Annotated in this window: 28 protein-coding genes and 1 pseudogene; 15 read left to right on the forward strand and 14 right to left on the reverse strand. The window is 58.5% G+C overall.

What is annotated here, in order from left to right:
- Positions 1-206: 206 nt before the first annotated feature.
- Positions 207-1,913 (reverse strand): amidase, encoded by a 1,707-nt coding sequence (locus JIO00_RS11180; protein ID WP_200668211.1) that lies wholly within the window; start codon positions 1,911-1,913, stop codon positions 207-209.
- Between the two features lie 261 nt (positions 1,914-2,174).
- On the opposite strand from JIO00_RS11180, the gene JIO00_RS11185 reads away from it, so the two are divergent.
- On the forward strand, positions 2,175-2,567 hold the full coding sequence (locus tag JIO00_RS11185) for a GFA family protein (RefSeq protein WP_010459086.1): 393 nt from the start codon (positions 2,175-2,177) through the stop codon (positions 2,565-2,567).
- 18 nt (positions 2,568-2,585) lie between these two features.
- On the opposite strand, the gene phnE is transcribed toward JIO00_RS11185, so the two are convergent.
- Genes phnE through JIO00_RS11205 form a run of 4 tightly spaced genes read right to left on the reverse strand, consistent with a single transcriptional unit; the run spans position 2,586 to position 5,816 of the window.
- Positions 2,586-3,353, reverse strand: coding sequence for a phosphonate ABC transporter, permease protein PhnE (gene phnE / locus JIO00_RS11190; RefSeq protein ID WP_200668212.1), 768 nt, complete (start codon positions 3,351-3,353; stop codon positions 2,586-2,588).
- Positions 3,350-4,177, reverse strand: coding sequence for a PhnE/PtxC family ABC transporter permease (locus tag JIO00_RS11195; protein ID WP_200668213.1), 828 nt, complete (start codon positions 4,175-4,177; stop codon positions 3,350-3,352). The genes phnE and JIO00_RS11195 overlap by 4 nt, the downstream gene beginning before the upstream one ends.
- Positions 4,171-4,968 carry a phosphonate ABC transporter ATP-binding protein gene (locus JIO00_RS11200; RefSeq protein WP_200668214.1) on the reverse strand — a complete coding sequence of 266 codons (798 nt, stop codon included), beginning with the start codon at positions 4,966-4,968 and terminating at the stop codon, positions 4,171-4,173. Before JIO00_RS11200 ends, JIO00_RS11195 begins: the two co-directional genes overlap by 7 nt.
- Complete coding sequence (locus tag JIO00_RS11205; RefSeq protein WP_010459090.1) at positions 4,965-5,816, reverse strand: putative selenate ABC transporter substrate-binding protein; 852 nt, start codon at positions 5,814-5,816, stop codon at positions 4,965-4,967. The genes JIO00_RS11200 and JIO00_RS11205 overlap by 4 nt, the downstream gene beginning before the upstream one ends.
- A gap of 645 nt (positions 5,817-6,461) precedes the next feature.
- Between JIO00_RS11205 and JIO00_RS11210 the strand changes: the two genes are divergently transcribed.
- The 3 genes and pseudogenes from JIO00_RS11210 to JIO00_RS11220 all read left to right on the forward strand — a co-directional run.
- Entirely contained in the window at positions 6,462-6,824 is a 363-nt protein-coding gene (locus tag JIO00_RS11210) for a DUF6124 family protein (protein WP_010459091.1), read from the forward strand.
- Positions 6,825-7,278: 454 nt separating this feature from the next.
- Positions 7,279-7,641: a DUF6463 family protein gene (locus JIO00_RS11215; RefSeq protein WP_200668215.1), complete on the forward strand. Its 363-nt coding sequence runs from the start codon at positions 7,279-7,281 to the stop codon at positions 7,639-7,641.
- A gap of 164 nt (positions 7,642-7,805) precedes the next feature.
- Positions 7,806-7,985, forward strand: a pseudogene (locus JIO00_RS11220) (alcohol dehydrogenase catalytic domain-containing protein); the annotation flags it as partial.
- A gap of 70 nt (positions 7,986-8,055) precedes the next feature.
- Here JIO00_RS11220 and JIO00_RS11225 read toward each other — a convergent pair.
- The 5 genes from JIO00_RS11225 to JIO00_RS11245 form a co-directional block, all read right to left on the reverse strand.
- Positions 8,056-8,859, reverse strand: a complete 804-nt coding sequence (locus JIO00_RS11225; protein ID WP_077748806.1) for a 2OG-Fe(II) oxygenase — start codon at positions 8,857-8,859, stop codon at positions 8,056-8,058.
- A gap of 83 nt (positions 8,860-8,942) precedes the next feature.
- Positions 8,943-9,749 (reverse strand): glycosyltransferase family 2 protein, encoded by an 807-nt coding sequence (locus tag JIO00_RS11230; RefSeq protein WP_083377112.1) that lies wholly within the window; start codon positions 9,747-9,749, stop codon positions 8,943-8,945.
- Between the two features lie 737 nt (positions 9,750-10,486).
- A complete protein-coding gene (locus JIO00_RS11235) occupies positions 10,487-11,620 on the reverse strand; it encodes an aminotransferase class V-fold PLP-dependent enzyme (RefSeq protein WP_200668216.1) in 1,134 nt (377 codons plus the stop codon).
- Positions 11,621-11,989: 369 nt separating this feature from the next.
- A complete protein-coding gene (locus JIO00_RS11240) occupies positions 11,990-12,232 on the reverse strand; it encodes a hypothetical protein (protein ID WP_200668217.1) in 243 nt (80 codons plus the stop codon).
- A gap of 211 nt (positions 12,233-12,443) precedes the next feature.
- Positions 12,444-12,926: an HIT family protein gene (locus JIO00_RS11245; RefSeq protein WP_200668620.1), complete on the reverse strand. Its 483-nt coding sequence runs from the start codon at positions 12,924-12,926 to the stop codon at positions 12,444-12,446.
- A 232-nt stretch (positions 12,927-13,158) separates the two neighbouring features.
- On the opposite strand from JIO00_RS11245, the gene JIO00_RS11250 reads away from it, so the two are divergent.
- Positions 13,159-13,503 (forward strand): VOC family protein, encoded by a 345-nt coding sequence (locus JIO00_RS11250; RefSeq protein WP_200668218.1) that lies wholly within the window; start codon positions 13,159-13,161, stop codon positions 13,501-13,503.
- 135 nt (positions 13,504-13,638) lie between these two features.
- On the opposite strand, the gene JIO00_RS11255 is transcribed toward JIO00_RS11250, so the two are convergent.
- Positions 13,639-13,887, reverse strand: a complete 249-nt coding sequence (locus JIO00_RS11255; protein ID WP_077750078.1) for a hypothetical protein — start codon at positions 13,885-13,887, stop codon at positions 13,639-13,641.
- 207 nt (positions 13,888-14,094) lie between these two features.
- Here JIO00_RS11255 and JIO00_RS11260 point away from each other — a divergent pair, with 207 nt between their 5' ends.
- The 3 genes from JIO00_RS11260 (at position 14,095) to JIO00_RS11270 (ending at position 16,870) form a co-directional block, all read left to right on the forward strand.
- Positions 14,095-14,436, forward strand: a complete 342-nt coding sequence (locus tag JIO00_RS11260) for a hypothetical protein (RefSeq protein ID WP_077750079.1) — start codon at positions 14,095-14,097, stop codon at positions 14,434-14,436.
- A 247-nt stretch (positions 14,437-14,683) separates the two neighbouring features.
- On the forward strand, positions 14,684-15,682 hold the full coding sequence (locus JIO00_RS11265; RefSeq protein ID WP_010459106.1) for an acyltransferase family protein: 999 nt from the start codon (positions 14,684-14,686) through the stop codon (positions 15,680-15,682).
- 198 nt (positions 15,683-15,880) lie between these two features.
- Complete coding sequence (locus JIO00_RS11270) at positions 15,881-16,870, forward strand: MBL fold metallo-hydrolase (protein ID WP_200668219.1); 990 nt, start codon at positions 15,881-15,883, stop codon at positions 16,868-16,870.
- Between the two features lie 122 nt (positions 16,871-16,992).
- Here JIO00_RS11270 and JIO00_RS11275 read toward each other — a convergent pair whose 3' ends face one another.
- The gene (locus tag JIO00_RS11275) at positions 16,993-17,364 is read right to left on the reverse strand and encodes a winged helix-turn-helix transcriptional regulator (RefSeq protein ID WP_234452946.1); all 372 of its coding nucleotides are present in this window, start codon (positions 17,362-17,364) and stop codon (positions 16,993-16,995) included.
- Positions 17,365-17,482: 118 nt separating this feature from the next.
- Between JIO00_RS11275 and JIO00_RS11280 the strand changes: the two genes are divergently transcribed.
- The 4 genes from JIO00_RS11280 (at position 17,483) to JIO00_RS11295 (ending at position 20,122) form a co-directional block, all read left to right on the forward strand.
- Positions 17,483-18,619 carry an alkene reductase gene (locus tag JIO00_RS11280; protein WP_200668220.1) on the forward strand — a complete coding sequence of 379 codons (1,137 nt, stop codon included), beginning with the start codon at positions 17,483-17,485 and terminating at the stop codon, positions 18,617-18,619.
- A 179-nt stretch (positions 18,620-18,798) separates the two neighbouring features.
- Entirely contained in the window at positions 18,799-18,963 is a 165-nt protein-coding gene (locus JIO00_RS11285; RefSeq protein WP_010459110.1) for a DUF2986 domain-containing protein, read from the forward strand.
- A 90-nt stretch (positions 18,964-19,053) separates the two neighbouring features.
- Positions 19,054-19,644: an eCIS core domain-containing protein gene (locus JIO00_RS11290; protein WP_200668221.1), complete on the forward strand. Its 591-nt coding sequence runs from the start codon at positions 19,054-19,056 to the stop codon at positions 19,642-19,644.
- Between the two features lie 19 nt (positions 19,645-19,663).
- Complete coding sequence (locus JIO00_RS11295; RefSeq protein WP_077750085.1) at positions 19,664-20,122, forward strand: metallophosphoesterase family protein; 459 nt, start codon at positions 19,664-19,666, stop codon at positions 20,120-20,122.
- Positions 20,123-20,215: 93 nt separating this feature from the next.
- On the opposite strand, the gene JIO00_RS11300 is transcribed toward JIO00_RS11295, so the two are convergent.
- Positions 20,216-21,280 (reverse strand): alpha/beta fold hydrolase, encoded by a 1,065-nt coding sequence (locus tag JIO00_RS11300; RefSeq protein ID WP_077750086.1) that lies wholly within the window; start codon positions 21,278-21,280, stop codon positions 20,216-20,218.
- Positions 21,281-21,561: 281 nt separating this feature from the next.
- Here JIO00_RS11300 and JIO00_RS11305 point away from each other — a divergent pair, with 281 nt between their 5' ends.
- The 3 genes from JIO00_RS11305 to JIO00_RS11315 all read left to right on the forward strand — a co-directional run bounded on the left by JIO00_RS11305 (position 21,562) and on the right by JIO00_RS11315 (position 23,698).
- On the forward strand, positions 21,562-22,497 hold the full coding sequence (locus JIO00_RS11305; RefSeq protein WP_145310873.1) for a Ppx/GppA phosphatase family protein: 936 nt from the start codon (positions 21,562-21,564) through the stop codon (positions 22,495-22,497).
- A 130-nt stretch (positions 22,498-22,627) separates the two neighbouring features.
- Positions 22,628-23,056, forward strand: a complete 429-nt coding sequence (locus JIO00_RS11310; protein ID WP_077750088.1) for a DUF1801 domain-containing protein — start codon at positions 22,628-22,630, stop codon at positions 23,054-23,056.
- A 306-nt stretch (positions 23,057-23,362) separates the two neighbouring features.
- Positions 23,363-23,698, forward strand: coding sequence for a hypothetical protein (locus JIO00_RS11315; protein WP_010459119.1), 336 nt, complete (start codon positions 23,363-23,365; stop codon positions 23,696-23,698).
- Positions 23,699-23,840: 142 nt separating this feature from the next.
- Here JIO00_RS11315 and JIO00_RS11320 read toward each other — a convergent pair whose 3' ends face one another.
- Positions 23,841-25,526 carry a sensor domain-containing diguanylate cyclase gene (locus JIO00_RS11320; protein ID WP_200668222.1) on the reverse strand — a complete coding sequence of 562 codons (1,686 nt, stop codon included), beginning with the start codon at positions 25,524-25,526 and terminating at the stop codon, positions 23,841-23,843.
- Between the last annotated feature and the right edge of the window lie 111 nt (positions 25,527-25,637).

Below are 25,637 nucleotides of genomic sequence, written 5' to 3' on the forward strand. Positions count from 1 at the left end.
CGAGGGAGCTTGCTCCCGTTGGACTGCGCAGCAGGCCCTTTTTGGGGGCGCTTCGCGACCCAGCGGGAGCAAGCTCCCTCGCCACAGGGTTCTTGTTCGACTGGCGATTGTCTTGGATCAGTGAAGGTTTGAGTTTTGGAGTCCGGGTGAATTGATGACAAGGCGGGATTGGAGCCTGCACTGGCCCAATCCCGCGCGCTGCTATTTCAGCCCTGCAACGGCGGTGTCCGAGGCGGGATCATTCGTTTGCTGCCGGCCGACTCAAACGCCGAAGCAAAGCGCAGCAGCGCTGAGTCGTCATAGGCACGACCGGCAAAGGTCAGCCCGACCGGCATGCCGATGTCCGGCATGATGCCCATCGGCACCGTGACCGTCGGCACACCGAGGTGGCGGATGGCGAGGTTGCCGTTGGCGACCCACACACCGTTACTCCACGCGATGTCCGCCGACTGCGGATCGACATCGGCATTTGCCGGCCCGACGTCGGCCACTGTCGGGAATAGCACCGCATCGAGCTTCAGCCGGTCCATCCAGTCTTCAAGGTCGATTCGACGTGTTTCTTCAAGCCCGCGCAGGCCGTCCGGCAGCGTGGTGATCTGATCCCACGGCGTGATGCCACGCTCGGCCATCTTCACGTATTCGTCCATGCCGGCGGCAAGGTCGTCTTCGCGATTGGGCAGGGTGCCTGGGTCATGCGGGAAGATCAGCGGCCCGTCGACATCGGCCAGGCGATTCAGTTTCGGATCACCGTTGGCCCGCAGAAAATCATCGAACGCCCAGGCCGACAGGTCCCACAACTCATGGTGCAGGAACTCCTTGGACACCAGGCCGCGGGTGAACACGGTCGGCGCGCCCGGACGATCGCCTTCGCAATTCGATACCAGCGGGAAGTCGACTTCGACCACCTCGGCACCAGCGGCTTCGAGTGCCCGCCGGGCGTCTTCCCAGAGACCGATCACGCTAGGGCGGGTATTGATTTTCTGCCCCGTCGGGCCACCGATGCCCGGCGCCTCGCTGGTGCCCGCGTCAGGGTCCGCGTTGATGTACATGCGCGGCACGCCGAAGCGTTTTCCAGCGAGCGCATCGGTGGTCGCGGCCAGCCCGGCGTAGGACGCGGGGCGCACCGAAGCGACGCTCGGTATCGGCACCCAGGGTTGCAGCCGCCACAGATCGCCGCGTGTGTCCGGGTCTTGCGCCACCACCACGTCGAGCACTTCAAGCAGGTCGGCCATGGTTCGCGCGTAGGGCACAACCACGTCCATCGTCGGCGTCAGCGGCCAGTTGCCGCGCACCGAAATCACCCCGCGCGAAGGGGTATAGGCGCACAAGCCATTGTTCGAGGCCGGACCGCGTCCGCTCGACCAGGTTTCTTCGGCAAGGCCGAAGGCCGCGAAACTGGCGGCGGTGGCCGTCCCGGCGCCGTTCGATGAGCCCGATGCAAATGGCGCCGTCAGGTAGTCCGCGTTGTACGGGCTCTCGGCACGGCCATAGACCCCGCGCTGCATGCCGCCATTGGCCATCGGCGGCATGTTGGTCTTGCCCAGGCAGATGGCCCCGGCGGCGCGCAGCCGTTCGATGGTGAAGGCATCGCGATAGGCAATCAGGTTTTTGAAGGCCGGACTGCCAGAGGCTGCGGTGAGGCCTTTCACCAGATAACTGTCCTTGGCCGTGTAGGGAATGCCATCCAGCGGGCCGAGCGTTTCGCCCTTGGCCCGACGGGCATCGGATGCTTGCGCTTCGTTGAGCGCCTCGGGGTTGCGAACCACCACCGCGTTGAGCGCGGTTGGCGTGTCGGGGCCGTCGTAGGCGTCGATCCTGGCAAGGTAGGCCTGGACCAACTCAACTGCCGTGGTCTGGCCAGACTCCAGCGCCGCTCGCAATCGGGCAATGGACACTTCGGTGACTTCGATCATGCTGTTACCACTGACGGCTGATGGTGAAGGAGGTGGCGGTTGGCCTCTTGCCAGGTCTTGGGCTCAGGGGTATCACTTGTCTGAAAATGGGTGTTCATATCGATTTCTCGTTTCACGGCAATACACGACAGGGTCTGGACTTGAAACCTGGGCTGCCTATTTAGCACCAAGGAAGGCACGGAGGGAAACGGTGCAGCGGATTGTGCCGGTTACGACACCTTCTGTTCCATCCCGTCGTGTTTGATTCAGAGGAGATGCAACATGGACCGATTCACCGGTGGCTGCGTGTGCGGCAATGTTCGAATCGAGGCGTCAGGACGGCCCTACCGGGTCGGCCTTTGCCACTGTCTCGATTGCCGCAAGCATCATGGGGCCCTTTTCAATGCCAGCGCGATCTTCCCTCAGGAGGCGGTGACGATCGAGGGCGAAACACGCGACTACGCCGGGCGGCATTTTTGTCCGCGCTGTGGATCGTCCGTTTTCGCACGCACCGCCGATGAAATCGAAGTGAACCTGGGGTCTCTCGATGCCCCTGATCAACTGACGCCAACCTACGAAAGCTGGATTGTGCGTCGCGAGTCCTGGTTGCCGGCGTTTGCGCTCATCAGGCACTACGAACACGACCGTGAGGGGACGGGGCGTTTGGAGGAGTAGGGCGTTCTGCGAAAGCAGTCAAGCCTTGACCCAGCGTTGACGGCTCCAGCTGCTCAATGAATCGACGGCGATCACCAGTAGCAACATGGCCAGGATTACCGTGCTGGCTTGAGCTTCCTGGAACAGGCTGAGGCTGACATACAGCATTTGCCCCAAACCACCGGCGCCGACGAATCCGAGCACACTGGCCATGCGAATGTTGTTTTCCCAGCGGTACAGGATGTAGGCGAGAAGCTGCGGCAACAGGTTGGGCAGGGTGCCGTAACAGAACGCCGAGATGGCATTGCCGCCCTGCAGGCGGATGGCATCGGCCGGTTCGGGCGGGGTGTTTTCCAGTGCTTCGGCAAACAGTCGGCCGAGTACGCCGGTGGTGTGCAGGGCCAAGGCGAGGGTGCCTGCATTGGGGCCGAGTCCGGCGGCCAGCACCATCAGCGCCGCCCATACCAGTTCCGGGACCGCGCGCAAGGCATTGAGGACCAGGCGCGATGCACTCTGCAACGGCCAGCCGAAACGCCCGGCCGCGGGCAATGCCAACAGCAGCCCGAAGACCGCCGCGAGCAGGGTGCCCAGGGCGGACATGGCAATGGTTTCCAGCGCGCCGTGACCGATGGCTTGCAGATGACCCGCGCTCAGGTCCGGGCTGAGGAAACGCTGCACATAGGCAGCCATCTGCTTCAGATTGCCGGCGCTGCCGAGTTCGCCAAGGTCGATGCCCAGGTAGTTGAACGAGGCGACTGCCGCAGCGCCAATGCTCAGGAGCAGCACCAGGTTGATCAGGCGATTCATGTCAGCCTCCAGCGCAGCAGGCGGCTGAGTTGATCGGCGAGCAGCACCAGGACGAGGAACGTCAGTAACAAACTGGCCACTTCACCCCCGGCGAACATGCGTAGCGACAGATCCATTTGCTGACCCAGACCGCCGGCACCGACAAAGCCCATCACCACCGAGGCGCGGATCGCGCACTCCCAGCGGTACACCGTGTACGACAGCAGCTCCGCCGCGACATTGGGCAAAATCCCGTAGCAAAACGCTGCCAGTCGACCGCTGCCTGAACGCAGTAATGCATGGGCCGGTCGCTGATCGACCGACTCGAAAATTTCTGCGTAGACCTTGCCCAACATGCCGCTGTAGGTAATCGCAATAGCCAATACCCCGGCGGTCGGTCCGAGGCCGACGGCGCGCACGAACAGCAGGGCCCAGACGATTTCCGGCACGCTGCGCAGGAAGATCAACAAACCGCGTACCGGCCAACGCAGCAGTTGGCCGCCTAAGCTTGGGTGACCGGCACGGGATGCGGCCGACAGCGACAGGGCGCGACTGGCCAGCAGGCTGGCAGGGACGGCCAACAGCAACGCCAGGGCCATACCGGCCGTGGCGATGGCCAGGGTCTGCAGAGTGGCTTGCAACAGCAGTTCGATGAACTCGGCGTCATGGGCAGGGGGCCAGAAGGCGGAGACAAACCGGCCCATCTCGCTCTGACTGTCACTCGCCACTAAAACGCCGAGGTCCAATTCGCTGAAGTGGATGCCCGGCCACAACAGGGCGAGCGCCAGCAGGGTGAGGAGCAAACGGGGCAGGGCGGCGGGATCGCGCGAGGCAGACGTCAGCATCGGGGAATCTGCACACTCAAGGACACTGGAGGCACCGGTGAGGTGTGCAACTGCTCATTGGCGTAGAGCGTGTCGAGCAGCTCGCGGTCGACGTCGCCGGCCGCAAGGTCGAACAGGATCTGCCCGTCACGCAGGCCGATGATCCGCGAAAAGTGCGCCAGGGCCAGCTCCACCGCATGCAGGCTGGCGATCAGGGTGACGTTGTGCTCCCGGGCGTGGCGGCAGAGCACCGAAAGCGTGTGTTCGGCCAGCACCGGGTCCATTGCCGAAACCGGCTCATCGGCCAGCAGCACCTCGGGCGCTTGATACAACACGCGGGCAATGCCCACGCGCTGTAGCTGGCCGCCGGACAGTTGCTGGCAGTGTGCGAACAGTTTATCGCCCAGGTCCAGCCTGGCCAGCGCCGCGCGGGCGCCCGGAATATCCAGAGGATGCATCAGGTTCAGCAGGCTCTTGCCCAGGCCCCATTGACCCAACTTTCCGGCCAGCACCGCGGTGACCACACGCTGGCGCGGTGGCAGGGGCGGCGATTGATGGATCAGACCGATGCGTGCGCGCAAACGCTGGCGCTGCCGGGCAGACAGCTGCCACGCTCGCTCGCCGAGCACCTGCAACTCGCCGTTGTCCGGTCGCAATGCGGTGGCCAGCAAGTTGAGCAGGCTCGACTTGCCAGCGCCGGACGGGCCGATGACGGCAACCTGCTCGCCTGCACCGATGTGCAGGTCAACCTCTCGCAATGCCTTGACGCCGTTGGCATGGGTCAGGCTGGCCTGGGTCAGACGCAAGGTCATTTCAGCAGGTCGGCAGCGCGTGCGGCTTCCTCGATGCCTTTGTAATTGTCAGGGCTGGTTTCGATGAACCGGCTGGCCGCCTGCAAATCGAGAATTTCCTTGTCCTTCGGGTTAGCCGGATCGAGTGCCAGGAAGGCCGCCTTGATCTTCGCCGCCAGCGCCGGGTCGAGGGTCCCGCGCACTGTCCAGTTGTAGTCGAAGTAGGCCGGGGTGGTCGCAAACACTTTGACTTTGGCGGTGTCGACCTTGCCGGCAGCGACCAGTTTTTCCCACACGCTGGCGTTCAGCACCCCGGCGTCCACCTTGCCGGCCTGGACCCAGGCGACGGTGGCGTCATGGGCGCCCGAGTAGCCGACGCGGCTGAAGTAGGTTTCTGGCTTGATGCCATCCTTGAGCATGAAATAGCGAGGCATGAGACTGCCCGACGTGGAGGACACCGAGCCGAACGCGAAGGTCTTGCCTTTCAGGTCGGCGAGGGATTTGACGTTCGGGTCGGCGGTGATGAATTTGCTGGTGAACTGGGCATCCTGTTCGCGCTGCACCAGCGGAATGGCATTACCGGTTTTCAGGCGTGCCTGCACAAACGTGAAGCCGCCCAGCCAGGCCAGGTCGATGCGGTCGGTGGCCAGCGCTTCGACCACGGCCGGATAGTCGCTCACCGGCACGAACTCAACCTTCATGCCCAGCTTTTGCTCCAGATAAACGCCCAGCGGCTTGAACTTGCGCAGCAGTTCAGTAGGGGCTTCATCGGGAATCGCGCTGACTTTCAAGGTGTCGGCGGCCTGCGCCAACAGGCTGCCAAATGTCAGGGTAAGGCCGACGGCCAATGCCAGGGTACGCTTGAGCATGGAAGCTCTCCGGTGAATGAACTGAAAAATGATCGATGCGCCTGATGCAAGCTGAACTTGCTTGGCGCTTTGTGAGGGTAGACGAAGCGCGGGCATATTAACCGGTTTTGACCTAGTCAATATGTGTCGTGATGGACTGCACAACCATTGCTCGAACTGAACCTTGACCACGCCGTTGGCATTTAACCGGCATTTTAATCTCTGTCATTGTTTTCTGACGCAAACAGGCCTGCGTGTACGCTTTTGGGCGAGCGCTACGCGTCGCTGTTTTTTGAGTGCTTTAAACATGTTTGGGCGCGCGCGTTTAAAGACACTCGGCGTTACGTCCTAACGGCTACAACGCCTTGCGTCGTTGCCTACGCGTGCGCCAGAATCCGCCGGCTTGTGCGGCTTTGGGGTGGGCTATATCGTTTCCTGGTCACTGAAAAACAGTGATCGGGTTTGGTAGCCCGCTTGTGACAGTCGCATGGCGACACCTCAGGCAGTCCCTTCTTTCGGACTCTGCTTTTATGGTGGGCATGCGTGGGGCTCCTTTGTGAGCGCCGGGTTTCCTGTCGCAACCGGTCTACCAACCCACGTATGGCCGCCACCCTCGTTTGGTAGCGAGAGTGATGGCTCCTTATATTTGTGACGGGAGCTTCATCTATGATCAAACCAACACCCAACCCACCGGACACCAATCCGGCATCCCCCTACGAATCCCTCGATTCCAGAAAACTCCACGAAGCCGCCGAACGCGCCCTCGACCACTACCTCAATCCGGGCGCCCACATCATGGCCAGCAACCACGAACCCGAACCCATGTTCCTCGCCAACCCGGCATACGACACCGAGTCCTTGCTGGCCAACGCCAGCGAATCACTGGGCTCGGCCACTACTATGCTCAGCAATTTTGCGGCGTTATTGGATAACTCACATCGCAAGACGCTGTTGGGGATTACCCAAGTGGTGATGTTGGGGGAGTTGGCGGTGAATCAGGCGTTGGATAAGGTTGAGGTGAAGGAGTAAGAGTGCACCCTCTGTGACGGTGGGTTAACCCGTCGTCACAGAGGGGAGGTGACTGCATCAGAATCAAAGGTCCGAACCGGAGGGCATTCGGTTATGAAAGATTTGCACGAAGTTGCCCAGCCTATTGCCCAGGTGTGTTCGACCCTCTTCCTTCCCGTTTGAAGAACCGTTGCACTGGCGGGATGAGCGGGGTCGCATCGCCCCCTGACGCGAGGCCCCTGCAAAAAGTAACGACGAATTTGCCTCGACACATCCTGCGCTTTGGGTCGACTGCGGTTTTTCGTGACTGACTGCAGTCGGCCAAAAGTGAACGGTGGACACGGTGATGGCAAATGGATAGCTTCGTTCGAGGGCTGCAGTCCTTGCGGCCAACCATGCTGCGTTTCTCCCTCAGCAATGTCGCATTTGCCGTGACCACTTCTAAACCACCTTACCGTTACGGAGCATATAAGACATGTCAAACATCGTCGCATGGACCCTGTTCTCCTTGGGTGTGCTCCATATTCCATTCGGTATTTTCAAGTTCAAAGCAGCATTCGCCGCCGCTGTAAATGCTGGCTTCGTTGACCAGTTCAGGGCGCACGAAGATCGGCGTGCAGCCTTCTGGTTTACCATGCTGGGGCCGCTTTTTATGCTCGCAGGGCAGACAGCGATCCACGCCGTAGCCGTTGGCGATCTTGCGCTACTTAAGATTGTTGGCATCTATGTGCTGATGATCTCGATCATTTGCGTCATTGCTGTTCCAAAATCTGGGTTCTGGGCAACGCTCCTGGTTTCTCCGCTGATCATCGCGGCAGGGTATGGCTTGTATGCCTGACAAACGGTTCATCCTTCACGACAGGCAACAATCGGCCAAAAGCAGTCGGTCGGTCTAGTCTACGAAATCTTGGTTATTCAGAGCGTTCAAGGTTGTTCTAGTGAAGTCACATCGCAATTGTCATCCGGTTGGCCGAGTATTACCGCATAAACTCGGCGGTTACCCTTACCGGACACGACATATCTGACGTTGTCGAAGAAGTGGGGCCGGGTGTGATGGCCTTCGCACCAGGAGACGAAGTCTGGTACACCCCGCAAATATTCGACGGGCCAGGAAGTTATGCCGAGTGCCACGCTGCTGCAGAAAGCATTATCGGGAAGAAGTCTCCCTCGCCGAGCCATCTTTAGGCGGCAAGCCTGAGCCTGGTCGGCGGAACGGCGGGGGGGGGGGAGGCGTCCTCTCTAGCGATATAGCTTAGTTTCTCTTTTTGATTAGTTTGTTCAAATAGTACTTGAGGCTTAAACGATCTTTGGGTCTTGGCTTGTAATGTGTTTTATTTCTTTGTGCGGGATCGGCCGCCATGGTTTGTGCGGTGTAATAATAAAGCGCTATAGACCTGCGCGTGATGTGCTCCGGAGTCGTTAAAGGCTCGGGGTGCCCATGATTACTGTCTTTGTCTGTGTTGAAAATGACACAGCGGTTATAAATTGGCAGCACTTTTTTAAGACAAGTCTTCATGTCGATATCCCAAAGTTCCAGGTTGCCGCCGTACTCCTCTTGCCAGTCTTCATTCAGATAAATTATGGCATTCAACCTGCGTTCAATATTAAGCTTTTTGTTGAGTCTGAAGTCCGAATGAACACCTAGGAAGCCACCACTTTTCGTTTCATGCAGCCCGCCACCGGTAAAGTAGGGGTCGGGTATCAAACCTTCAATGCCCGTGAGCTTTTCAAGAAACTGCAACATGGGGGCCGAGTTAAAGGCGTTGAAAACAGTCTTCAAATAGGGGGCGCATTCGTTGGGACTGATTTGTCGTTTGCGCTGACCTTTATAGCCACGCTCGTAGAGCATTTCGTTGTTAGTTGGCTCGACTGGGAAGTGCGAACAGATACTCGCAATCAGGTCTTCCTGTAAAAAGTTATCGATGACTATATGCGGAAATGGCGTAGCCTGGATATAGCTACTGGCTAGCGAGTCACCCAAAGCGCTGGCGGCGCTCTGGTCGAAATCAAGCTCCGGGGAGAGGGTGATAGGTAGTGTTTGAGTGATGGGGGCCATTACCGCTCCAATAACTTAATATAAAAACCCAAGGATAATTTCAAGCCGTGTCGCACACACTACTCGCTGCGTGCCTTCAACGCTTAGCTTTGGCTGTTGTCTTTGTTAAGACGCTTGAGAATGTTGTTGTACATTTTGGTTCGTCTATGAGTCTTTTCATAGCCACCAGCCGCTGCGACAGTGCCGGACTGAATGTGATCTAGATAGCTGAAAATTTTACGCGGCGATAACATTTCAATGACATAGCCAAGCTCGGTCATGCGGTCTTGGAGCGTGTAGCCGGGCACACGATCATCCATCGAGAAACGCAAGCCGTGCTGTTTGATAAGTTTGCAGTTCCACAATGTACAGAAACTCTTCAAGTAGACTTCTCTGTACGGTTTTGGTTCTCTGGAACGTAATCCCAAGGAGATTTTCAGGCGTCTGAAATGGTGCTTTAACAATCGTGAGCTAAACCGCCAAAGGGTTCTCGTGGTCCCACGATTTAGTTGCTCTACACAACCGACGGCTACAATGTTGGGGTTTTTCATGCATTTATTTAGCATCATTGGAAAAACATTTTTATCGAAAATAAATGTATCGGTGTGCATCAGGAGTAAATAATCAGACTCAATCCGCTCCAACACCATGTCAAGTGCTTTGCCATGGGCGATATGGCCCTGCTCTGGTTCAGAAACAGTACGCTCGATTAAGTTGATCCAGTCAAGAGTCCGCAAGTACTCAGTACTTTCATCGGCGGAATAGTTGTCAACTACCCATATTGGAACGATACCACCCACATGCTGATGCAATAAATCCAAACATATCTTGGTGATTTCTGGTGTCTTGTAATTCACTATCACTATACTGAAGCTCTTAGCGCTTTCACCCAGAAAACTAGTGTTATTCATCGCTCAGGCACCCAGCGGTATTGTATGTAAATATAGAAATAACTGACCTGTGGGCAGTTGCCGCTTATTTGTCTGCGAAAAATTTTGCGTGACTATAAAACACAATTTGTTAATCCGTTTTGTCATACACTGAATAACCATAGCTTACTCAGACGTGATGGGCAGGAATAAATGCGGACTCCATCGTATAAGGACCTACTCCATCGGTAAATATCCGTGAATTAATTCGTCACATAAGGAGGCTGGTCAGGCGACCTTCTCGGGGAAGGGTGAGCTGAGCTTACGTGTGGCGTTCACATTCGGTGTGTTAGCACCTACAGAGTCTTCCCAAGCAGGGACGTCATGCGTGTGCCGCGTTTGAGCGTGCATAGGGTGCACGCGATCCATTTTTAGGGTACGCCCACATCAGTGAATGTAACTTGGGGTTAAGGCACAAGCAGCGTCTGCTCTTGGCCGATTTTTGCCCGTTGCCACCGTCTGCAATGGGGCAATCCGAGTCATACAGCCGCCAATCATCCACCCCGTGAAAGGCTTTGTTGGAACCCTTTTCTGATAGCGCTGAAGGGTGCACGTGTCAGTAAGACGCGTGCATGGGCGTTCCCTTGTGGTTCTAATATGACGTCCGGGCGACTAGCGTCAAATTTGTCGAAGATTAGCGCCATGGGCCGGCAGTGCCCGGGGCAGGATGCCTTCCTGGAACTCACAGGTCCGGCATCTGCTGCGGGCACGATGAGGGCTTAGTTAACCAACACCTCGTCCAATGCCTGCTCGAGGGTGCTGACCGTGCGCTCGATATTGTGCAGCTTTTCGAGTCCGAACAGACCGATGCGGAAGGTCTGGAAGTCGGCCGGCTCGTCGCATTGCAACGGCACTCCGGCGGCGATCTGCAGGCCGTGGTTGGCAAATTTCTTGCCGCTCTTGATGTCGGCATCATCGGTGTAGCTCACCACTACGCCAGGCGCCTGAAAGCCCGCTGCGGCCACGCTTTTGATGCCTTTGCCGGTCAACATTGCGCGCACCCGATCGCCCAGGGCCTGTTGTTCGTCGCGGACCTTGTCGAAACCGTAGGCTTGCGTCTCTTTCATCACTTCGTTAAATCGCGCGAGGGAATCGCTGGGCATGGTCGCATGGTAGGCATGTCCGCCCTGTTCGTAGGCCTGCATGATCTGAAGCCACTTTTTCAGGTCGCAGGCGAAGCTGGTGCTTTGCGTCTGCTCGATGCGCTCGAGGGCCAAAGAACTGAGCATCACCAGTGCGCAGCAAGGGGAGGCGCTCCAGCCTTTCTGCGGTGCGCTGATCAGCAGGTCGACTGCGCATTGCTGCATATCAACCCAAAGCGTGCCTGAGGCGATGCAGTCCAGCACGAACAGGCCACCCACCGCGTGCACGGCGTCGCCGACGGCCCGCAGGTACTCGTCGGGCAGGATAATCCCTGATGAGGTTTCAACGTGGGGGGCGAAGACAATCTGCGGCTTCTGCGCCTGAATGGCTGCCAGCACTTCGTCCAGAGGGGGCGGGGCGTAGGCCGCCTGGCGACCAGTCTCGACCGGTCGGGCTTTCAGCACCGTGGTGGCCGCCGGGATGTTGCCCATCTCAAGGATCTGGCTCCAGCGATAACTGAACCAGCCGTTGCGTATCACCAGGCATTGCTGGTCGGTGGCAAACTGGCGCGCCACCGCTTCCATGCCAAATGTGCCGCTGCCCGGGACCACCGCAACAGCCTGGGCGTTGTAGACCTGTTTCAAGGTCCTGGAAATGTTCTTCATCACGTCTTGAAATGACTGCGACATGTGGTTGAGCGAGCGGTCGGTGTAGACCACTGAGTACTCGACCAACCCCTCGGGATCGATACTGGGATATACCTTTGACATGGGGTGACTCCTTTGGCAGAGATGTCAGTGGTATCGACCCTGCCCTAAGCCTTGGCAAATGACAAGATTGCTCGGGATCGAATTGCGACTTCTGTCGAGCGGCTGGTATCACCTGTGGGCGGCAACGGGTTCTAACTGCGCAGATTGCGCACATGAAATACAACGGTAAAAAGCAGGCAATTACCGATAACGAGTAAAACGGTGCAACTGCCCCCAGTCCGGTTGGCCGACAACGATGGTGTAACGCGGCAATCAGGTTACAACCAGTCTGTCTACTGACTATGACCGATTACAGCCTGTCGCGAAGGGCAGCAACCGACCCAAAGCGGACGTCGAGGGCGAGCTTCTGAGAATGGTCGATAAGACGATTTACGCGGCAAAAGTAAGCACTCTTGCCTCTTGAGTATCTGCTATGAACGCATTGACTTGCTCTTGCGGATGCGGGGAAAGCTCTGGGTATTCATCTGCAAGGTATTGGATGACCATATCTTCTTCCCAAGGGCCGAGCGAAGTCATGTAGTCAGGGTACTGATTTTGAATTTCTCTCCATGATTGGTAAGGATGCTTGGAGAGCAACATGACTGTTCGGGTGTAGATAATATGAATCTGCACGAATCTATTTCCGTATGTTGACGTTTGGGAAATCGCCAGGCGAGTTTAAATTCTTTTCAAGATTGCCTTCCTGTCGGCAGCTTTTGCCTGAAGAAAAGTGGTGGGCTGGACGTCCGCTTTTGGCCGATTGCAGTCCCTGGTGACGGGCAGAAATCGACCAATAGCTACCGTTCACGAAGGACATCGACCCCAAACGAACAAACCGCTCCCCCTATCTGAATGCTATTCGTAAATCATCAATAACCTGCTTGATTGACGGCCCTTGAACTTCAGGCGGCTCAGGGCTTTCTCCAAATTCACGCCAGATGAAGAGCGTGAGTTCTGCTCCATCAGTCAGTGACTGGGCGTTTTCGTCGCTGGCGAAAGTCTGCAAAAGCCTGTACCGGGCATCTTTCCAGAAAAGCGTCTCGACCCAGGCGTACACCGGAATGAAGTGAAAGTGGATGGGGTAGCCAGGGGCGTGACCGAATCGGCTGATGTAGAGCCATTTCGGCTTCAGCTGCCATTCAAGGGTTTTCTGGATGTTGGCCATCAGCCCACCCAACTCTGCGAGTGCACCTTCGGGAAGTTCAGCCAGTGAGTTGACCTGAGTTTTCGCCCCCAGCATCAAATAGCCGGGAAGCGCCGACGACCTATGATGATTGAGAAGCCAATGGGTGGTTTCAAGAATGACGAATGGTGGTGCTATTTCCATGTGCTGATGTCCATGGTCATGGGGCACATAGAGTATCAAGGCATCGACTGTTGTGAAGGCCACCTCTGTGCCTATGCGCTTCTCACATCGGATTAATGCCGATTCATCACTGTTTTTCAAAGGCTCGGGGCACATTTTTGGCCAAACCCCGACGCCGTACTGCGCGTTATTTCCCACCTGACAAAGCGCAAAAAAATGCGTATTCACTGACGTTTCAGTCGGCACCAATGATTTGAACAACGCCCGCAGTTTCTACGACAGCTTACTGGGCGAATTGGGCCAGAAGCGTATTGCCGACCTCGGCGACAACGGTTCTATCTGGGGCGAGAACTCACCGTCCTTCTTTGTTCTGAAACCGGCGAACGACGCACCTGCCAGCGTCGGTAATGGGGTGACCATCAGTTTCGAAGCGCCGCCCCGTGCCGCCATCGACGCGTTCCATGCAGCCGTTTTGGCCGCTGGCGGTACCTGTGAATGCCTGCCGGGACCGCGTGGCTGGGCACCGAATGCCTACGCTGCCTATGCCCGTGATCTGGACGGCAACAAACTGGCGGCCTATTGCTTCAGTCCCGATTAAAACCCGGTTCGCCTTGATTTTCGCCACCATGATCCTGTTGGACATACCCAGCAGGGCGTAGCGCGATTACCCCACTAGATGATCCACCAACGGGTGAACCGTCTCATCGACCGAGACCGGAGTCTGGACCCGCTGTCATTGGTCGGGCGCTAGCCATGTATCCACCACCCGCCGATCCAGCTCCTCCCAATCAGCCATGCCCAACACCCGCGTGGTGTTCAGCCCGCGCAAATAACCGCGCAGCTGGTTGGCGGTGGCACGGGTTAACTCCCGGTCGTGCGGGTTTTCGCACAGCAGTACAGTTTCGTACTGGATCAAGTACTCGGCCACCCGGTCACGGAACTCGGGCAGGACGGCGTCGCGGATCAGGTCAAACGTTCTCAAGGAGAGGCCTCATCAATGTATTTCGGTTGTGATTGAGTGTGTACGAGTCTGCACGGCGCGCAACTATTGCGTGAAGTAATAGTGACAATCACGAAAGACAAGTTCTGCTTTGTCAGTAATCACCGGAAAATCGCCCCCATCGAACACAGCCCGTGACGCTGACCCGTCACGCGATGAACCGGACTTTTTATTTTCAGGATGACACCCATGCGCCCTTTATTTGTGCCTGCCATGGCGTTTGCCTCTCTATTGCTCGCCGGTTGCGCCTCTGCGCCGAACGACCCGACGCTGACCCTGCAGACCAGTAAGACACCTGCGCAATACGCCGACTGCGTCGTACCGAAATTGCAGGGCAGTGCGTTGAACCCGACCGTCTCGCAGACCCAGCGCAGCTACCGGATCGTGGTGCCGAGCAAAGTCTCTGCGGACAACGTGCTGGAGGCCTACAAGTCCGGCAGTGGCGGCAAGGTGTTCATCTACGAGCGGCACTTGCTGGCCTCGAACTTCCTGCCGTCGAGTTTCGGACGCGCCGCCCAGGATTGCATCTGACCCCGGCCCGTAAACGTTTTTCAAGCGCTCCTTTGGTTGGCCGCAACCAACCAATTTTTTGCCCCGCACCGCCTTTCGGTCGCGGGGTTTTTTTTGTCAGGGCCAATTCGAATCGCCATACGGCATCGATTGCCTGGTCGATCTCACATGAATGAAAACAGGTCCCCGCGGCACGAAATAATCCTGTTCTCAGGACGCAAAGCATCGTAGTTTACGCGCCATAAATACAAGGACGTCAGGAGTGTAAGTGGGCGCTTATCGTTTGCTGTTGGCTATTCTTGTAGCCGTTTCTCATATGGGTAAAACGTTCGCGGGGCTTAACCCTGGCGTGGTTGCCGTGATTTCCTTTCTGATCATCAGCGGCTTTGTAATGACCTCGCTCATCGAGCGCAATTACAAGGCGCCGCAGAAAATCGGGCTGTTCTACATGGACAGGGCCTTGAGGCTTTACCCTCAATTCCTGTTCTACTTCCTGGCATCGTGCGCCGTGATTTATTGCCTGCTGCCCGGCACGCCTCAAGCCGCCGAGCTGACGCTCGGGAACATCGCGGCGAGCCTCACGATGGTGCCCCTCGGCTTCTACATGTTCGGGCTCGCCGGGCCGCTGATTCTGCCGCCGGCCTGGTCTCTGGGGCTGGAGATGTGTTTCTACCTGGTGATTCCATTCCTGTTGATCTACAAGGCGAGGGGCGTTGCGTTTGTCCTGTCTGTCGCCGTATTTATGACTGCGTGTCTTGGTTTCCTCAACACCGATGTGTACGGCTATCGCCTGTTGCCGGGCGTCTTGTTCATGTTCCTGTGCGGCAGCTACCTGTACAAACCGCAGGCGAAGGGTTTAGCGATCGCTGCCGGCACTGCCGTGGTGGCTGCCTTGATGTTTGCGGCCATCGAAGCGGGACTGATTGAGCGTCGGCCGTTTAACGCGGAGGTGACGGCGGGCATCGCCTTAGGCATCCCGGCCGTGTACGTGCTGACGAAACTCAAGTTTCACCGGGTTGACGAATTCCTCGGGGACATCAGCTATGGCGTGTTTTTGAATCACTTTGTGGTGATGTACTTCCTGCGTGCTTTCTGGCCGGTTGCCTACGACGCGCACATCGTTGCCGCCGTTCTGATCCTGTCGTTCGGGTTGAGTTGCGTTTCGTACTACAGCATCGAACGGCCGGCGCTGAAACTCCGCCATGCGCTTCGGGCGGGCGCGAGGTTCAGCGTGGGTAAACGGCGAGGCGGCGAAAAGGTGGCTTAGTGCGTGTGACTTCGTAGAGCCCGTCTCCACACTTTTGCATGAAACGATCACGCTAAGGTGCAAGCTCACCATACCCAGGTATGGTAGCTGGCGTGGTGCGTCGCGATGCAGACTCGATTCCTGAACGATCAGTCCCTTTCACCTCGAGAGAGTGGCTTTCGCTTAAGACCCCTTGAGTCAGGCAATCGGAGAATAACCATGACGACGCATCTGAACATCCCCACCCCAAAGGATGGAGCATCTCAGCCAGTGAGCGGTCAGCCGGTCTCCGGCTTAAGCTTGTACACCACCTCGAATTTCGGCGGAACGGGGGCGCAAGAGATGGTTTCTTCGCGCTATGCCCTGCGAGTCGGCGAGATTGACGTACTGGTGATCAGCGATGGGGTGCTGCCGCTGCCGACGTCGACGATGTCCACCAATGTCGACCCCGCCGATCGCGAGGCCTGGTTCAAGGATCAATACCTGGGGCCGGACGCATTCGATTGGCCGCTCAACGTTCTGGTGCTGCGCAGCGGCGACCAGACAATCTTGGTCGACGCGGGGCTGGGTGGGCAGTTCCCCGGCTTTCCGCGGGCCGGGCAGTTCCCCAAGCGTCTGGAGTCGGCCGGCATTGACCTGGCGTCGGTGACCGACGTGGTGATCACCCACATGCACATGGACCATATCGGCGGGCTGCTCGTCGATGAGGTGAAGAACCGGTTGCGTCCTGATGTGCGAATTCACGTTTCGGCGACCGAGGTCGATTTCTGGGCGACTCCCGACTTCACCCAAACCACCATGCCGACGCCGGTGCCCGACGTTTTGCGGTCCACGGCCCAGCAGTTCATGGATGCCTTCCACAACCAGCTGAAGACGTTCGAAGACGAATATGAGGTGGCACCGGGCGTGATCGTCAAGCTGACCGGCGGCCACACTCCGGGGCACAGTGTGGTCTACGTGAACTCTGGCGGTGAGCGGTTGACGTTCGCAGGCGACGCGCTGTTCCCGGTTGCCTTCGAGCACCCTGAATGGCACAACGGCTTTGAACATGACCCTGAGGAAGCGTATCGCGTGCGCGTTCGCCTGATGCGCGAGGCGGCGGCGAGCGGCGAGCTGTTTGTCGCTACGCACCTGCCGTTCCCCTCCGTTGGTCGAGTGGCCATCGACGGAGATGCCTTTCGCTGGATCGCGGCCATCTGGGACTATTGATCGCTCGCGGGAGCCGGACCTCCGTTCAGGCCAAGGCAGGCCGAGCGGGGGGCACAACTTTTACCGGGCCAGCGCTAACCTGGCCCAATGCGTATCAGCACGACGCGATGTCGGGCACCCAGTCAGGCATTCTCATTCTCTGATCGGATAATGCGATCTCGAACAACTGCCTCGCAGGGCAACAGCCGATCGGCCTCGTCGAGTTCCATCGCGTGATGGACGCCCCATTCGATCAACAATTCGAGGATGGGCCGCAGGCTTTCGCCCAGCGGGGTGAGCAGGTATTCGATCCCCTGACGATCCCGGGCGCTGGGTTGGCGGCTCACCATCCCGTGTTCCTCAAGCGCTCGCAGTTGCTCGATCAACACCTTCTGTGAAACGCCGACGATGCGCTTCTCCAGATCACAGGTGCGTTGCGGTCCGTCCAGCAGCACATGAAGGATGACTCCCTTCCAGCGCCCGGAGAGCACAGCCAGCGTGCGCTCGATCGGCAAGCCCGGCAGTCTATTGATTGTCTTCATTGGGTACCACTGACTAAACGGTGTGTAGATAAGCCTGATTTAGGAACAGTACGCTTTTCCTTCCGATCAGATCCGACCCGAAGGAAGCCCAATGATAGACCTGTTTGAATCTCAGTTGGTTGGCGGCACCCTCAGATTGAAAAACCGTATCGTCATGGCGCCCATGACGCGCACGCGGACGTCCGAGGGTGACGTCCCCAATGAATTGATGGCCACCTATTACGGGCAGCGAGCCAGTGCCGGACTGATCGTCGCCGAGGCAACGGACGTTGCGCCTTCCAGCAATGGCTACGCCATGACACCTGGTATCTACACGCCAGCCCAACGGCAAGGCTGGCGCCTGGTGACCGATCAGGTTCACCGCAACGGCGGCACGATATTTCTGCAACTGTGGCACGTTGGCCGGATGGCCCATCCATCGCTCATGCCGAACGGCGAGGCGCCTTGGGGCGTGACCGACGAAAGGGCTGAGTCGCAAGTGTTCGCTCACGGCCCGGATGGCAAGTTGGACCACATCCCGGCGGGCCAGCCTCGGCGCCTGACGTCAGAGGAGGTGATGGCGTTGGTCGACACGTTTACACAAGAGTGCATCCACGCCCGGGAGGCCGGATTTGACGGTGTCGAAATCCATGGTGCCAATGGCTATCTGGTCGAGCAGTTCATGAACTCGGTGCTCAATACGCGCACCGATTCATATGGAGGCGGCAGCTTGGAAAACCGTACACGGTTCCTGCTGGAAGTCGTTGACGCGGCGGTGCGTGAGTGGGGGCCGGGGCGTGTGGGTGTGCGCCTGTCGCCGTTTGGCAAGTTCAACGGTATTCCGGCGGACCCGCTGACCGAGGAAACCTTGCTGTACGTGGCTGAGCGTCTGGGTCGTCTCGGCGTCGCCTATCTGCACCTGGTCTACGAGCTGATGCCTGAGGAAAACATGGAGTTGGCCGAGTTCAAATCGAACCACCTCGACCACGCTCTGCTGGCCAAGGTTCGGGCCGCGTTCCCTGGCGCAATCATCTGGTGTGGCGGGTTCACTGATCGCAACAGCGCGCAGGCTGCGCTCGACACCGGGTTGGTGGACTTAATTGCCTTCGGCAGACCCTTTATCGCCAACCCGGACCTTGCAGAGCGTCTCAAGCACGGCTGGCCGTTAGCCGAAGCGGACCGATCAGCGTATTACACCCGCCGCGGCGAGGTCGGTTATACGGACTTCCCCGCCTATTCCCTGGGGTAGTGCTTTTCGCAGCCTTGGCCTGATTGCGGCGGTGGCAGGCGTTCGGTGGCGGGCGGTTCTGCCAGCGCCTGCGATTTGTCGTCAATTGCCCGCGTTGTGCACCCTGTGCGCACCCCGGGGATCGGGTCCGGCCATTTAAGCTGATATCATTCGGGCGCTGACACACCGAGTGAAAAACCATGAATCGTCAAAAAAAAATCAAGCAGCTATTAAAGGCGCATGCCAAAAAAGCCAGTGCCAAACTGGCACCGGCAAGCAAGTCTAAATACATCAGCAAGGCTGATCGATTGAAGCTCGCGGCTGAATCCACTCTCGACCCCACCACTTCCTCTGAGAGCGAGTGAGTTGCAGGAAAGAGTGGTCTGTGGTGTACAGCGATGTTTTGCCGACACGCCGATTCACTGTTAGCGCCGCATCCGTCCCTGGAGCGTCCAATGCCACCCATCATCACGCGCCTGGTGGCGCTTGTTGTTCTTTGCCTGACGCTTGAAGTGCCAGCCCAGACCGGCGCCTGCCCGGCTGGCGAGAAGCAAGTGTGCCTGGACGGCTGCATCTGCCTGCCAGACATGGGGCTGACAGGTGACCTCTACCAGATCGCCGCGCCAGCCTTGGCGCTGTGGCTGACCCAGGCCCGCGCCGACGCCGCCGTCACCGGCCTGCAACCCATTCCACCGCACATCCGGGAGCAATTGCTGCGCTGGTACGATCCCGTCGTCCTCGATGCCGCACGCTACAAAGTCAGCGATAGCGGCCAGTTCAACGCCGCCACTGCCATGCTGCAAAACCCCGATGTCGGTGCCGTGACGCTGATCGACATCATCCTCTTCCGGGATGCTGAAACCGCAGAACAGAACATCGTGCTCTGGGCGCACGAGCTCAAGCATGTGCAGCAGTTCCAGGAATGGGGGGTAGAAGGATTTGCCCAGCGGTATACACAAGATTTCAATGCGGTGGAGGCGCCGGCTTATGCCATACAGGCTGAGGTCAGGCGGACGTTGCGGGACGGAGCTGTCACTCATCCTTGAACCTGATCTGGAGCGGCGCATGAAAGTTGGTGTGATTTCCGATACTCACGGCTTGCTCCGTGCCGAAGCCCTGGCTGCCCTGGCGGGTTGTGAGCGGATCATTCACGCGGGTGACATCGGCAACGCCGACATTCTCGATCAACTCAAGGCTATCGCTGCGCTGTACGTTGTCCGTGGGAATAATGACCTGGACGCCCCGTGGGCAGAAAAACTTCCTGACCTTCTTCGTTTTGATCTCGACGGATGGGAAACGCTGCTGGTGCATGACGTCGCCGATGTCCCGGCCGCGCTCGACTCAGCCATCAAGCTAGTGATCACCGGTCATTCGCACAAGCCACGGATAGAGTGGCGTGGCGACCGGCTTTACCTCAATCCCGGCAGTGCGGGGCGGCGGCGTTTCAAGCTGCCGGTGACGCTGGCGCTGCTGGATGTGTTCGAAACGTCCCTGGAACCGCGTCTGGTGTCTTTGCTGGAATGATGTTCAGAACGGGGTCGGCGGAATTTTTTCCAACATAAAACGGCTCGTTGATAAAACGAGCCGTCGTTGTGAAAGGACTATTTCAGATCGGCCTCAAAGGTGATCCGCATCAATCACTGCCTTGGCGAACGCCTGTGGATCTTCCTGCGGCAAGTTGTGACCGATGCCGCCGCTGATCAGCCGGAACTCGTATTTGCCGGTGAAGCGCTTGGCGTAATCCTCGGGGGCTGGGTGCGGCGCACCGTTGGCATCGCCTTCAAGGGTGATGGTCGGCACGCTAATGGACGGCGCCGTGGCCAGTTTCTGTTCGAGCGCCTCGTATTGAGGCTCGCCCTGGACCATGCCCAGGCGCCAGCGGTAATTGAAGACGGTGATCTCGACGTGGTCGGGGTTGTCCAGGGCCTTGGCGCTGCGGTCAAACGTGGCGTCATCGAACGCCCATTTTGGCGACGCCAGTTGCCAGATCAGCTTGGCAAAATCATGAGTGTTTTTCTCGTACCCGGCACGACCACGGTCGGTGGCGAAGTAAAACTGGTACCACCATTGCAATTCGGCCTTGGGTGGCAGCGGGTTCTTGCCGGCCGCCTGATTACCGATCAGGTAGCCGCTGACCGAAACCAGCGCCTTGACCCGCTCTGGCCACAGCGCCGAGACGATGCCGGCGGAACGTGCGCCCCAGTCATAGCCACCGAGCACCGCTTGTTTGATCTTCAGCGCATCCATGAAATCAATGACGTCACTGGCCAATGCGGCCGGTTGGCCGTTGCGAAGGGTTTTATCGGACAGGAAATGCGTATCGCCATAACCACGCGCATACGGCATCAGCACGCGATAGCCCTTCGCTGCAAGCAGCGGGGCGACTTCGTCATAGCTGTGAATGTCATACGGCCAGCCGTGCAGAAGGATCACCACCGGACCATCAGCCGGGCCTGTTTCGGCGTAGGCCACGTTCAGCAGCCCTGCCTTGATGTGCTTCAGCGGGCCGAACGGGGAGGGTGTGGCCTGAGCGGCGTCGGCCTTGACCGCCGCCGGCTGCACGGTGGCGCTCGTTTGTGCGTGGGCCGCACCGAGCGCGCCGAACAGGGCGAATGCCAGGATCGACGAGCTGACCAGGTGGCGACGAGTCATGCCGGTTTTGTTCTGCATTGCCATCTTCATGGTGATGTCTCCGTTGCAAGGCGTTGGCCAGGGGTTCTGGCTGAGCCCCTTGAAACCTTGAAAACATTTGAACGCGGCGACGTATCTGGCCTGTGTCGAAACGCAGGCCCGGTGAAAACGCATGTATCAAGAGGGTAGCCGTACACACTGTGATACACAGCGACGCAGGGGGGGGCGGTGTCATCTTGGTGTCACCTAAGGCATGGCAGGATCATCACAAACCATCTTCAATACCCAGCGCACCCGCCCGCGGGCTGATGAATCTGCCAGGAATCCCCACCATGAAAGGGAACGCCTCTCTGTTTGCGGCCATTGACCTGGGCTCCAATGCGTTTCGCCTGATGATTGGCCAGTCGGTCAGACGCAACCAGCAGATCGTGATCCAGGAAGTCAAAACCCTGCGCGAGCCCGTCCGTTTGGCGGAAGGATTCCAGGGCGGCGCGCTGGATGAGTTGGCGTTGGATCGAGGTTGGCAGGCGCTCGCGCGATTCGGCAAAAAACTGCGCGGCTTTGAGGCTGGACGGGTGCGGGCCGTGGCGACCAGCGCGGTGCGCGAAGCCGACAATGCCCAGTTGTTTTTGACCAGCGCCGAGCGTCACCTGGGTTTTCGGATTGACGTGATCTCCGGGCATGAAGAAGCCCGGCTGGTGTATGCCGGGGTTGCCCACACGACACCGAGTGCCGCAAGTATGCGGCTCGTGGTGGACATTGGCGGCGGCTCCACCGAGTTGATTCTGGGGCAGGGCGCACAGCCCCTATTGACCGAAAGCATTGCCATTGGTAGCAGCACTTTTGGCACGCGTTATTTTCACGGAGGCTGCATTACGGCTCAGGGCCTGCTGGAAGCCGAGCGCGTCGCCACGGTGCAGTTTGAAAAGGTCGCACGTCGTTACCGGGCGCTGGGTTGGCAGCAGGCCATCGGCTCTTCAGGCACCGCGCGGATGCTCGCCAAAGTCCTCAAGGCCAACGGCTTGAACGATGATGACCAAGACGGAATCACCTACGGCGGCCTGCTGCGCCTGTCGTTGCGCCTGCTTGAAGCGGGGCAGGTCAATCACCTCAGGCTGGCGGGTTTGCAACCCCATCGCCTGAATAGCTTGCCTGGCGGACTGGTGGTCATGCTGGCCGCGTTCAAGGTTTTTGGCCTGTCGCAGATGACGCCTTCGGAAGCGGGTTTAAGGGTCGGGGTGTTACATGGATTGATGGCCAGGCATTGACTGGATTCTGATGACTGACTGCAGTCATTACCGGTCAGGGACGCAAGCCGTCAGTCAGCGCGCCTCAAAGGCGGGTGAACGCCATCTATCATGAACCGGGCGAATCCATCCTGAAGGAGGCGGTTATCTCATGAACAAGGAACCCATCGGCTCAAAGAACGCAGAGGACGAAGGCGCCTCTGCGCTGATAGACGCGAGAATCAAAGAGCTGAGTGACTGGCGGGGCGAAACGCTCGCCAGGATTCGAACGATCATCCAGCACGCCGACCCCGATGTGGTCGAGGAATGGAAATGGCGGGGCGTTCCGGTGTGGTCACACGCGGGCATCATCTGCACCGGCGAGACGTACAAGAACGCCGTGAAGATGACCTTCGCCAAGGGCGCTTCGCTGGAGGATCCTTCGGGACTATTCAATGCCAGTCTTGAAGGCAATACCCGACGGGCGATTGATGTGCATGAAGGCGATGAGATTGATGAGGAAGCGTTGAAGGCGTTGATTAACGCTGCCGTCGCGCTCAACTTCTCGCGAGCTGCCGCGCGTGCCAAACCGGTGAAATGAGCAAAGAACTGATGCCGATCAGTGAGTCAATCTCTACGGCTATGCCATTTCAATCCCCATGGCGGCGGTTGGGGCCGATGCTGGCAATGTTATCAAGCTGGACGACGAGCCTGTTTCATCTGCACGTTCACCGGCTGCGATAACTCAGAGCTGAGACGCGACGTTTCACTCTCTCGAACAAAAGCCGCCGCCAACCAAGGGGCGGCCAATCACCTGCGTTAGCTGATACCAATTGGCCATCTCATCCGTTAGAGTGTGCGCCGCCCGAGAGATGGATCCCGGGCAATATCTCATGGAGCTTTTTCAGTGAAGTACGTTAGTAAAGTTGTCGCAGTGGCCCTGTTCGGTCTGGTTCTGGCGGGTTGCACCGGCACGCCGATGAACACCCAGCATTATGAAAGCAGTCAATACACCGTCCTGGGCCACAGTGAAGCGAGCGCCACGGGCCTGCTGCTGTTCGGCGTGATCCCGATCCAGCAGAACAACCGTTTTGTTCGCGCTCAGAACGCGGCGATCAAAGCCAAGGGCGGTGACGCGATGATCAACACCCAGGTGCAGGAAAACTGGTTCTGGGCGTGGGTCCTGACCGGCTACACCACCAAGATCTCCGGTGATGTGGTCAAGCTGAAAAACGTTCAGTAAGCCCAATACCCGGTCTTGATTGCGGATGCGCAATTGTGGCGAGGGGATCAGTCCCCTCGCCACAGGTTGTCTCTCAGCTGAAGATGTTCTTAAGTGAATAGCCTTGCGGTTTAACCGGGTTTTCATCAGTGGAAGCTGGAGGTCAGTGGCGTTCCGTCACGCGAGCCTGCGGAGCCACCCGATTTCTTCCCGACCACTTCGCCTGATAGAGCTGTTGATCGGCGCGTTTGATCAGCGCGGTGGTATTGCTGTCCGATATCTCGGCCAGGCCAATGCCGATGCTGACCGTGACGTGCCCGACCGTAGCAAAAATGGCTGCGGCAATCGCGGCGCGAATCTTCTCGGCAACGACCTCGGGGCTCTCGGGTTCCTCGACTTCCGGTAACAGCACCGCAAACTCCTCGCCACCGTAACGGGCCACGAAGTCAGTGGCGCGGGTGTTGTCCTGGATCAGCCGGGCGAGTTGGTGCAGCACCTCATCGCCGATCGCGTGGCCGTGGGTGTCATTGATTTGCTTGAAGTGGTCGGCGTCGATGAACAGCAACGCAAAGGGCCGTCCGGTGCGTTGAAACAGCAGGTTGCACTCATTCAGTTTCTCGTCGAATCGGCGCCGGTTGTACACGCCGGTCAGTGCGTCGTGGGTGGCCAGTTTCAACAGATCGGCGTTGGCCTGGGTGAGGGCGGCGGTGCGTTGCGCGACCGTGGCTTCCAGCGACGCATTGGCTTCCTGCAACTCGCGCTCCTTGCCGAGCAAGGACTCCGTCATGCCCTGGAGGGATTGGCCCAGCTGGGCAATTTCTCGCACCGAATGGTCCCGCGGAAACGTCACACCCGGTTGTTGGTTTTGTACCCGTTTGGCTGACTTTGCCAGCTGTTCGATCGGGCGGCTGAGGTACAGCGCCAGGTAGTACGCCACCAGAGCAAACACGATGGCGGCAATGACCCCCAACACCAGCAATTTGTAAAACAGGATACGTGCGGGTTGAAGCGCGATATCCAGTGGCTGGCGGACCGCGATGTACCACGTCAGGTCCGTGCTCGAGGGCGTGGGGACCGCGACCACGCTGGTCAGGTAACCGTCGCCGACTGACCAGCCGGCGGTATCGGAATGGTTTTCCCGGGCGACCGGCATGTTCGCCACACGTTGCCCCATGAGCGCTTCGGGATAGAGCACTTTGCCGTCGTGGTCGACGATCAGCGCCTCTACCTCGGGCGTCATGTCCTTGCGCAGCACGGCCGCGTCGACAATCCGCGTCGCCCAGCTCCAATGGGCATGGGCTCCCAGCACACCGATCACCTGGCCCTCGGCATTGCGGATCGGCGCGGCGAAATCGATGAAGCGCAAAGGCTCGCCACTGGCGGTTCCGGGCAGCAGTTTGGCCAGCAGGACCGCTTCATGAGGATCGCCGGTATAAGCACCGCGCAACCCGGCCTGGAACCAGGGGCGCTCTTTCACCGATTGATTGACCAGAAGACTGTTCACGGCTTGCCGTACACGCCCGTTGGCGTCAGCCAAGCCCATCCAGGCGTACTCGGCACGGGATTGCGAACGCAGCTCCATCGACGACAAGATGTCCGGATCGCCCAGGTCGCCGTGCTTGAATAACGGCGCTCGACTGAGCAGAGACACTTCGAGCTGACGCTCATGCAGTTGTGCGCCCAATAGCTCGGCCGCCGACCTTGCCGTACTCAACAACGCATTGCCGCTGGCCTGCTTCATTTGCTCGGTGGCGATGTGGCCCACGTAGAAACCCACACTCACCAGCGTGAGCAACGACAGACCGGCAAACCAGAGTGTCAGGTGGCTTCGCAAGCTGGCTTTGATCATGGAAGACACCTGACGGTTTGAAGTCGCAGCATGGTATGCGCAATGGTCGGGTGGGGGCCAGTGGCGGCGCTTTCATGGCATCGATCGGTACACGCATTCGCCAACGCGATG

This window comes from Pseudomonas sp. SW-3, assembly GCF_016615645.1.
Classification (GTDB): domain Bacteria; phylum Pseudomonadota; class Gammaproteobacteria; order Pseudomonadales; family Pseudomonadaceae; genus Aquipseudomonas; species Aquipseudomonas mandelii.

Coding starts and splice junctions, on each gene's coding strand:
- JIO00_RS11180 (WP_200668211.1), bottom strand. CDS start 1,913: ATGATCGAAGTCACCGAAGTGTCCATTGCCCGATTGCGAGCGGCGCTG.
- JIO00_RS11185 (WP_010459086.1), top strand. CDS start 2,175: ATGGACCGATTCACCGGTGGCTGCGTGTGCGGCAATGTTCGAATCGAG.
- phnE (WP_200668212.1), bottom strand. CDS start 3,353: ATGAATCGCCTGATCAACCTGGTGCTGCTCCTGAGCATTGGCGCTGCG.
- JIO00_RS11195 (WP_200668213.1), bottom strand. CDS start 4,177: ATGCTGACGTCTGCCTCGCGCGATCCCGCCGCCCTGCCCCGTTTGCTC.
- JIO00_RS11200 (WP_200668214.1), bottom strand. CDS start 4,968: ATGACCTTGCGTCTGACCCAGGCCAGCCTGACCCATGCCAACGGCGTC.
- JIO00_RS11205 (WP_010459090.1), bottom strand. CDS start 5,816: ATGCTCAAGCGTACCCTGGCATTGGCCGTCGGCCTTACCCTGACATTT.
- JIO00_RS11210 (WP_010459091.1), top strand. CDS start 6,462: ATGATCAAACCAACACCCAACCCACCGGACACCAATCCGGCATCCCCC.
- JIO00_RS11215 (WP_200668215.1), top strand. CDS start 7,279: ATGTCAAACATCGTCGCATGGACCCTGTTCTCCTTGGGTGTGCTCCAT.
- JIO00_RS11225 (WP_077748806.1), bottom strand. CDS start 8,859: ATGGCCCCCATCACTCAAACACTACCTATCACCCTCTCCCCGGAGCTT.
- JIO00_RS11230 (WP_083377112.1), bottom strand. CDS start 9,749: ATGAATAACACTAGTTTTCTGGGTGAAAGCGCTAAGAGCTTCAGTATA.
- JIO00_RS11235 (WP_200668216.1), bottom strand. CDS start 11,620: ATGTCAAAGGTATATCCCAGTATCGATCCCGAGGGGTTGGTCGAGTAC.
- JIO00_RS11245 (WP_200668620.1), bottom strand. CDS start 12,926: ATGGAAATAGCACCACCATTCGTCATTCTTGAAACCACCCATTGGCTT.
- JIO00_RS11260 (WP_077750079.1), top strand. CDS start 14,095: ATGCGCCCTTTATTTGTGCCTGCCATGGCGTTTGCCTCTCTATTGCTC.
- JIO00_RS11270 (WP_200668219.1), top strand. CDS start 15,881: ATGACGACGCATCTGAACATCCCCACCCCAAAGGATGGAGCATCTCAG.
- JIO00_RS11280 (WP_200668220.1), top strand. CDS start 17,483: ATGATAGACCTGTTTGAATCTCAGTTGGTTGGCGGCACCCTCAGATTG.
- JIO00_RS11285 (WP_010459110.1), top strand. CDS start 18,799: ATGAATCGTCAAAAAAAAATCAAGCAGCTATTAAAGGCGCATGCCAAA.
- JIO00_RS11290 (WP_200668221.1), top strand. CDS start 19,054: ATGCCACCCATCATCACGCGCCTGGTGGCGCTTGTTGTTCTTTGCCTG.
- JIO00_RS11295 (WP_077750085.1), top strand. CDS start 19,664: ATGAAAGTTGGTGTGATTTCCGATACTCACGGCTTGCTCCGTGCCGAA.
- JIO00_RS11300 (WP_077750086.1), bottom strand. CDS start 21,280: ATGAAGATGGCAATGCAGAACAAAACCGGCATGACTCGTCGCCACCTG.
- JIO00_RS11305 (WP_145310873.1), top strand. CDS start 21,562: ATGAAAGGGAACGCCTCTCTGTTTGCGGCCATTGACCTGGGCTCCAAT.
- JIO00_RS11310 (WP_077750088.1), top strand. CDS start 22,628: ATGAACAAGGAACCCATCGGCTCAAAGAACGCAGAGGACGAAGGCGCC.
- JIO00_RS11320 (WP_200668222.1), bottom strand. CDS start 25,526: ATGATCAAAGCCAGCTTGCGAAGCCACCTGACACTCTGGTTTGCCGGT.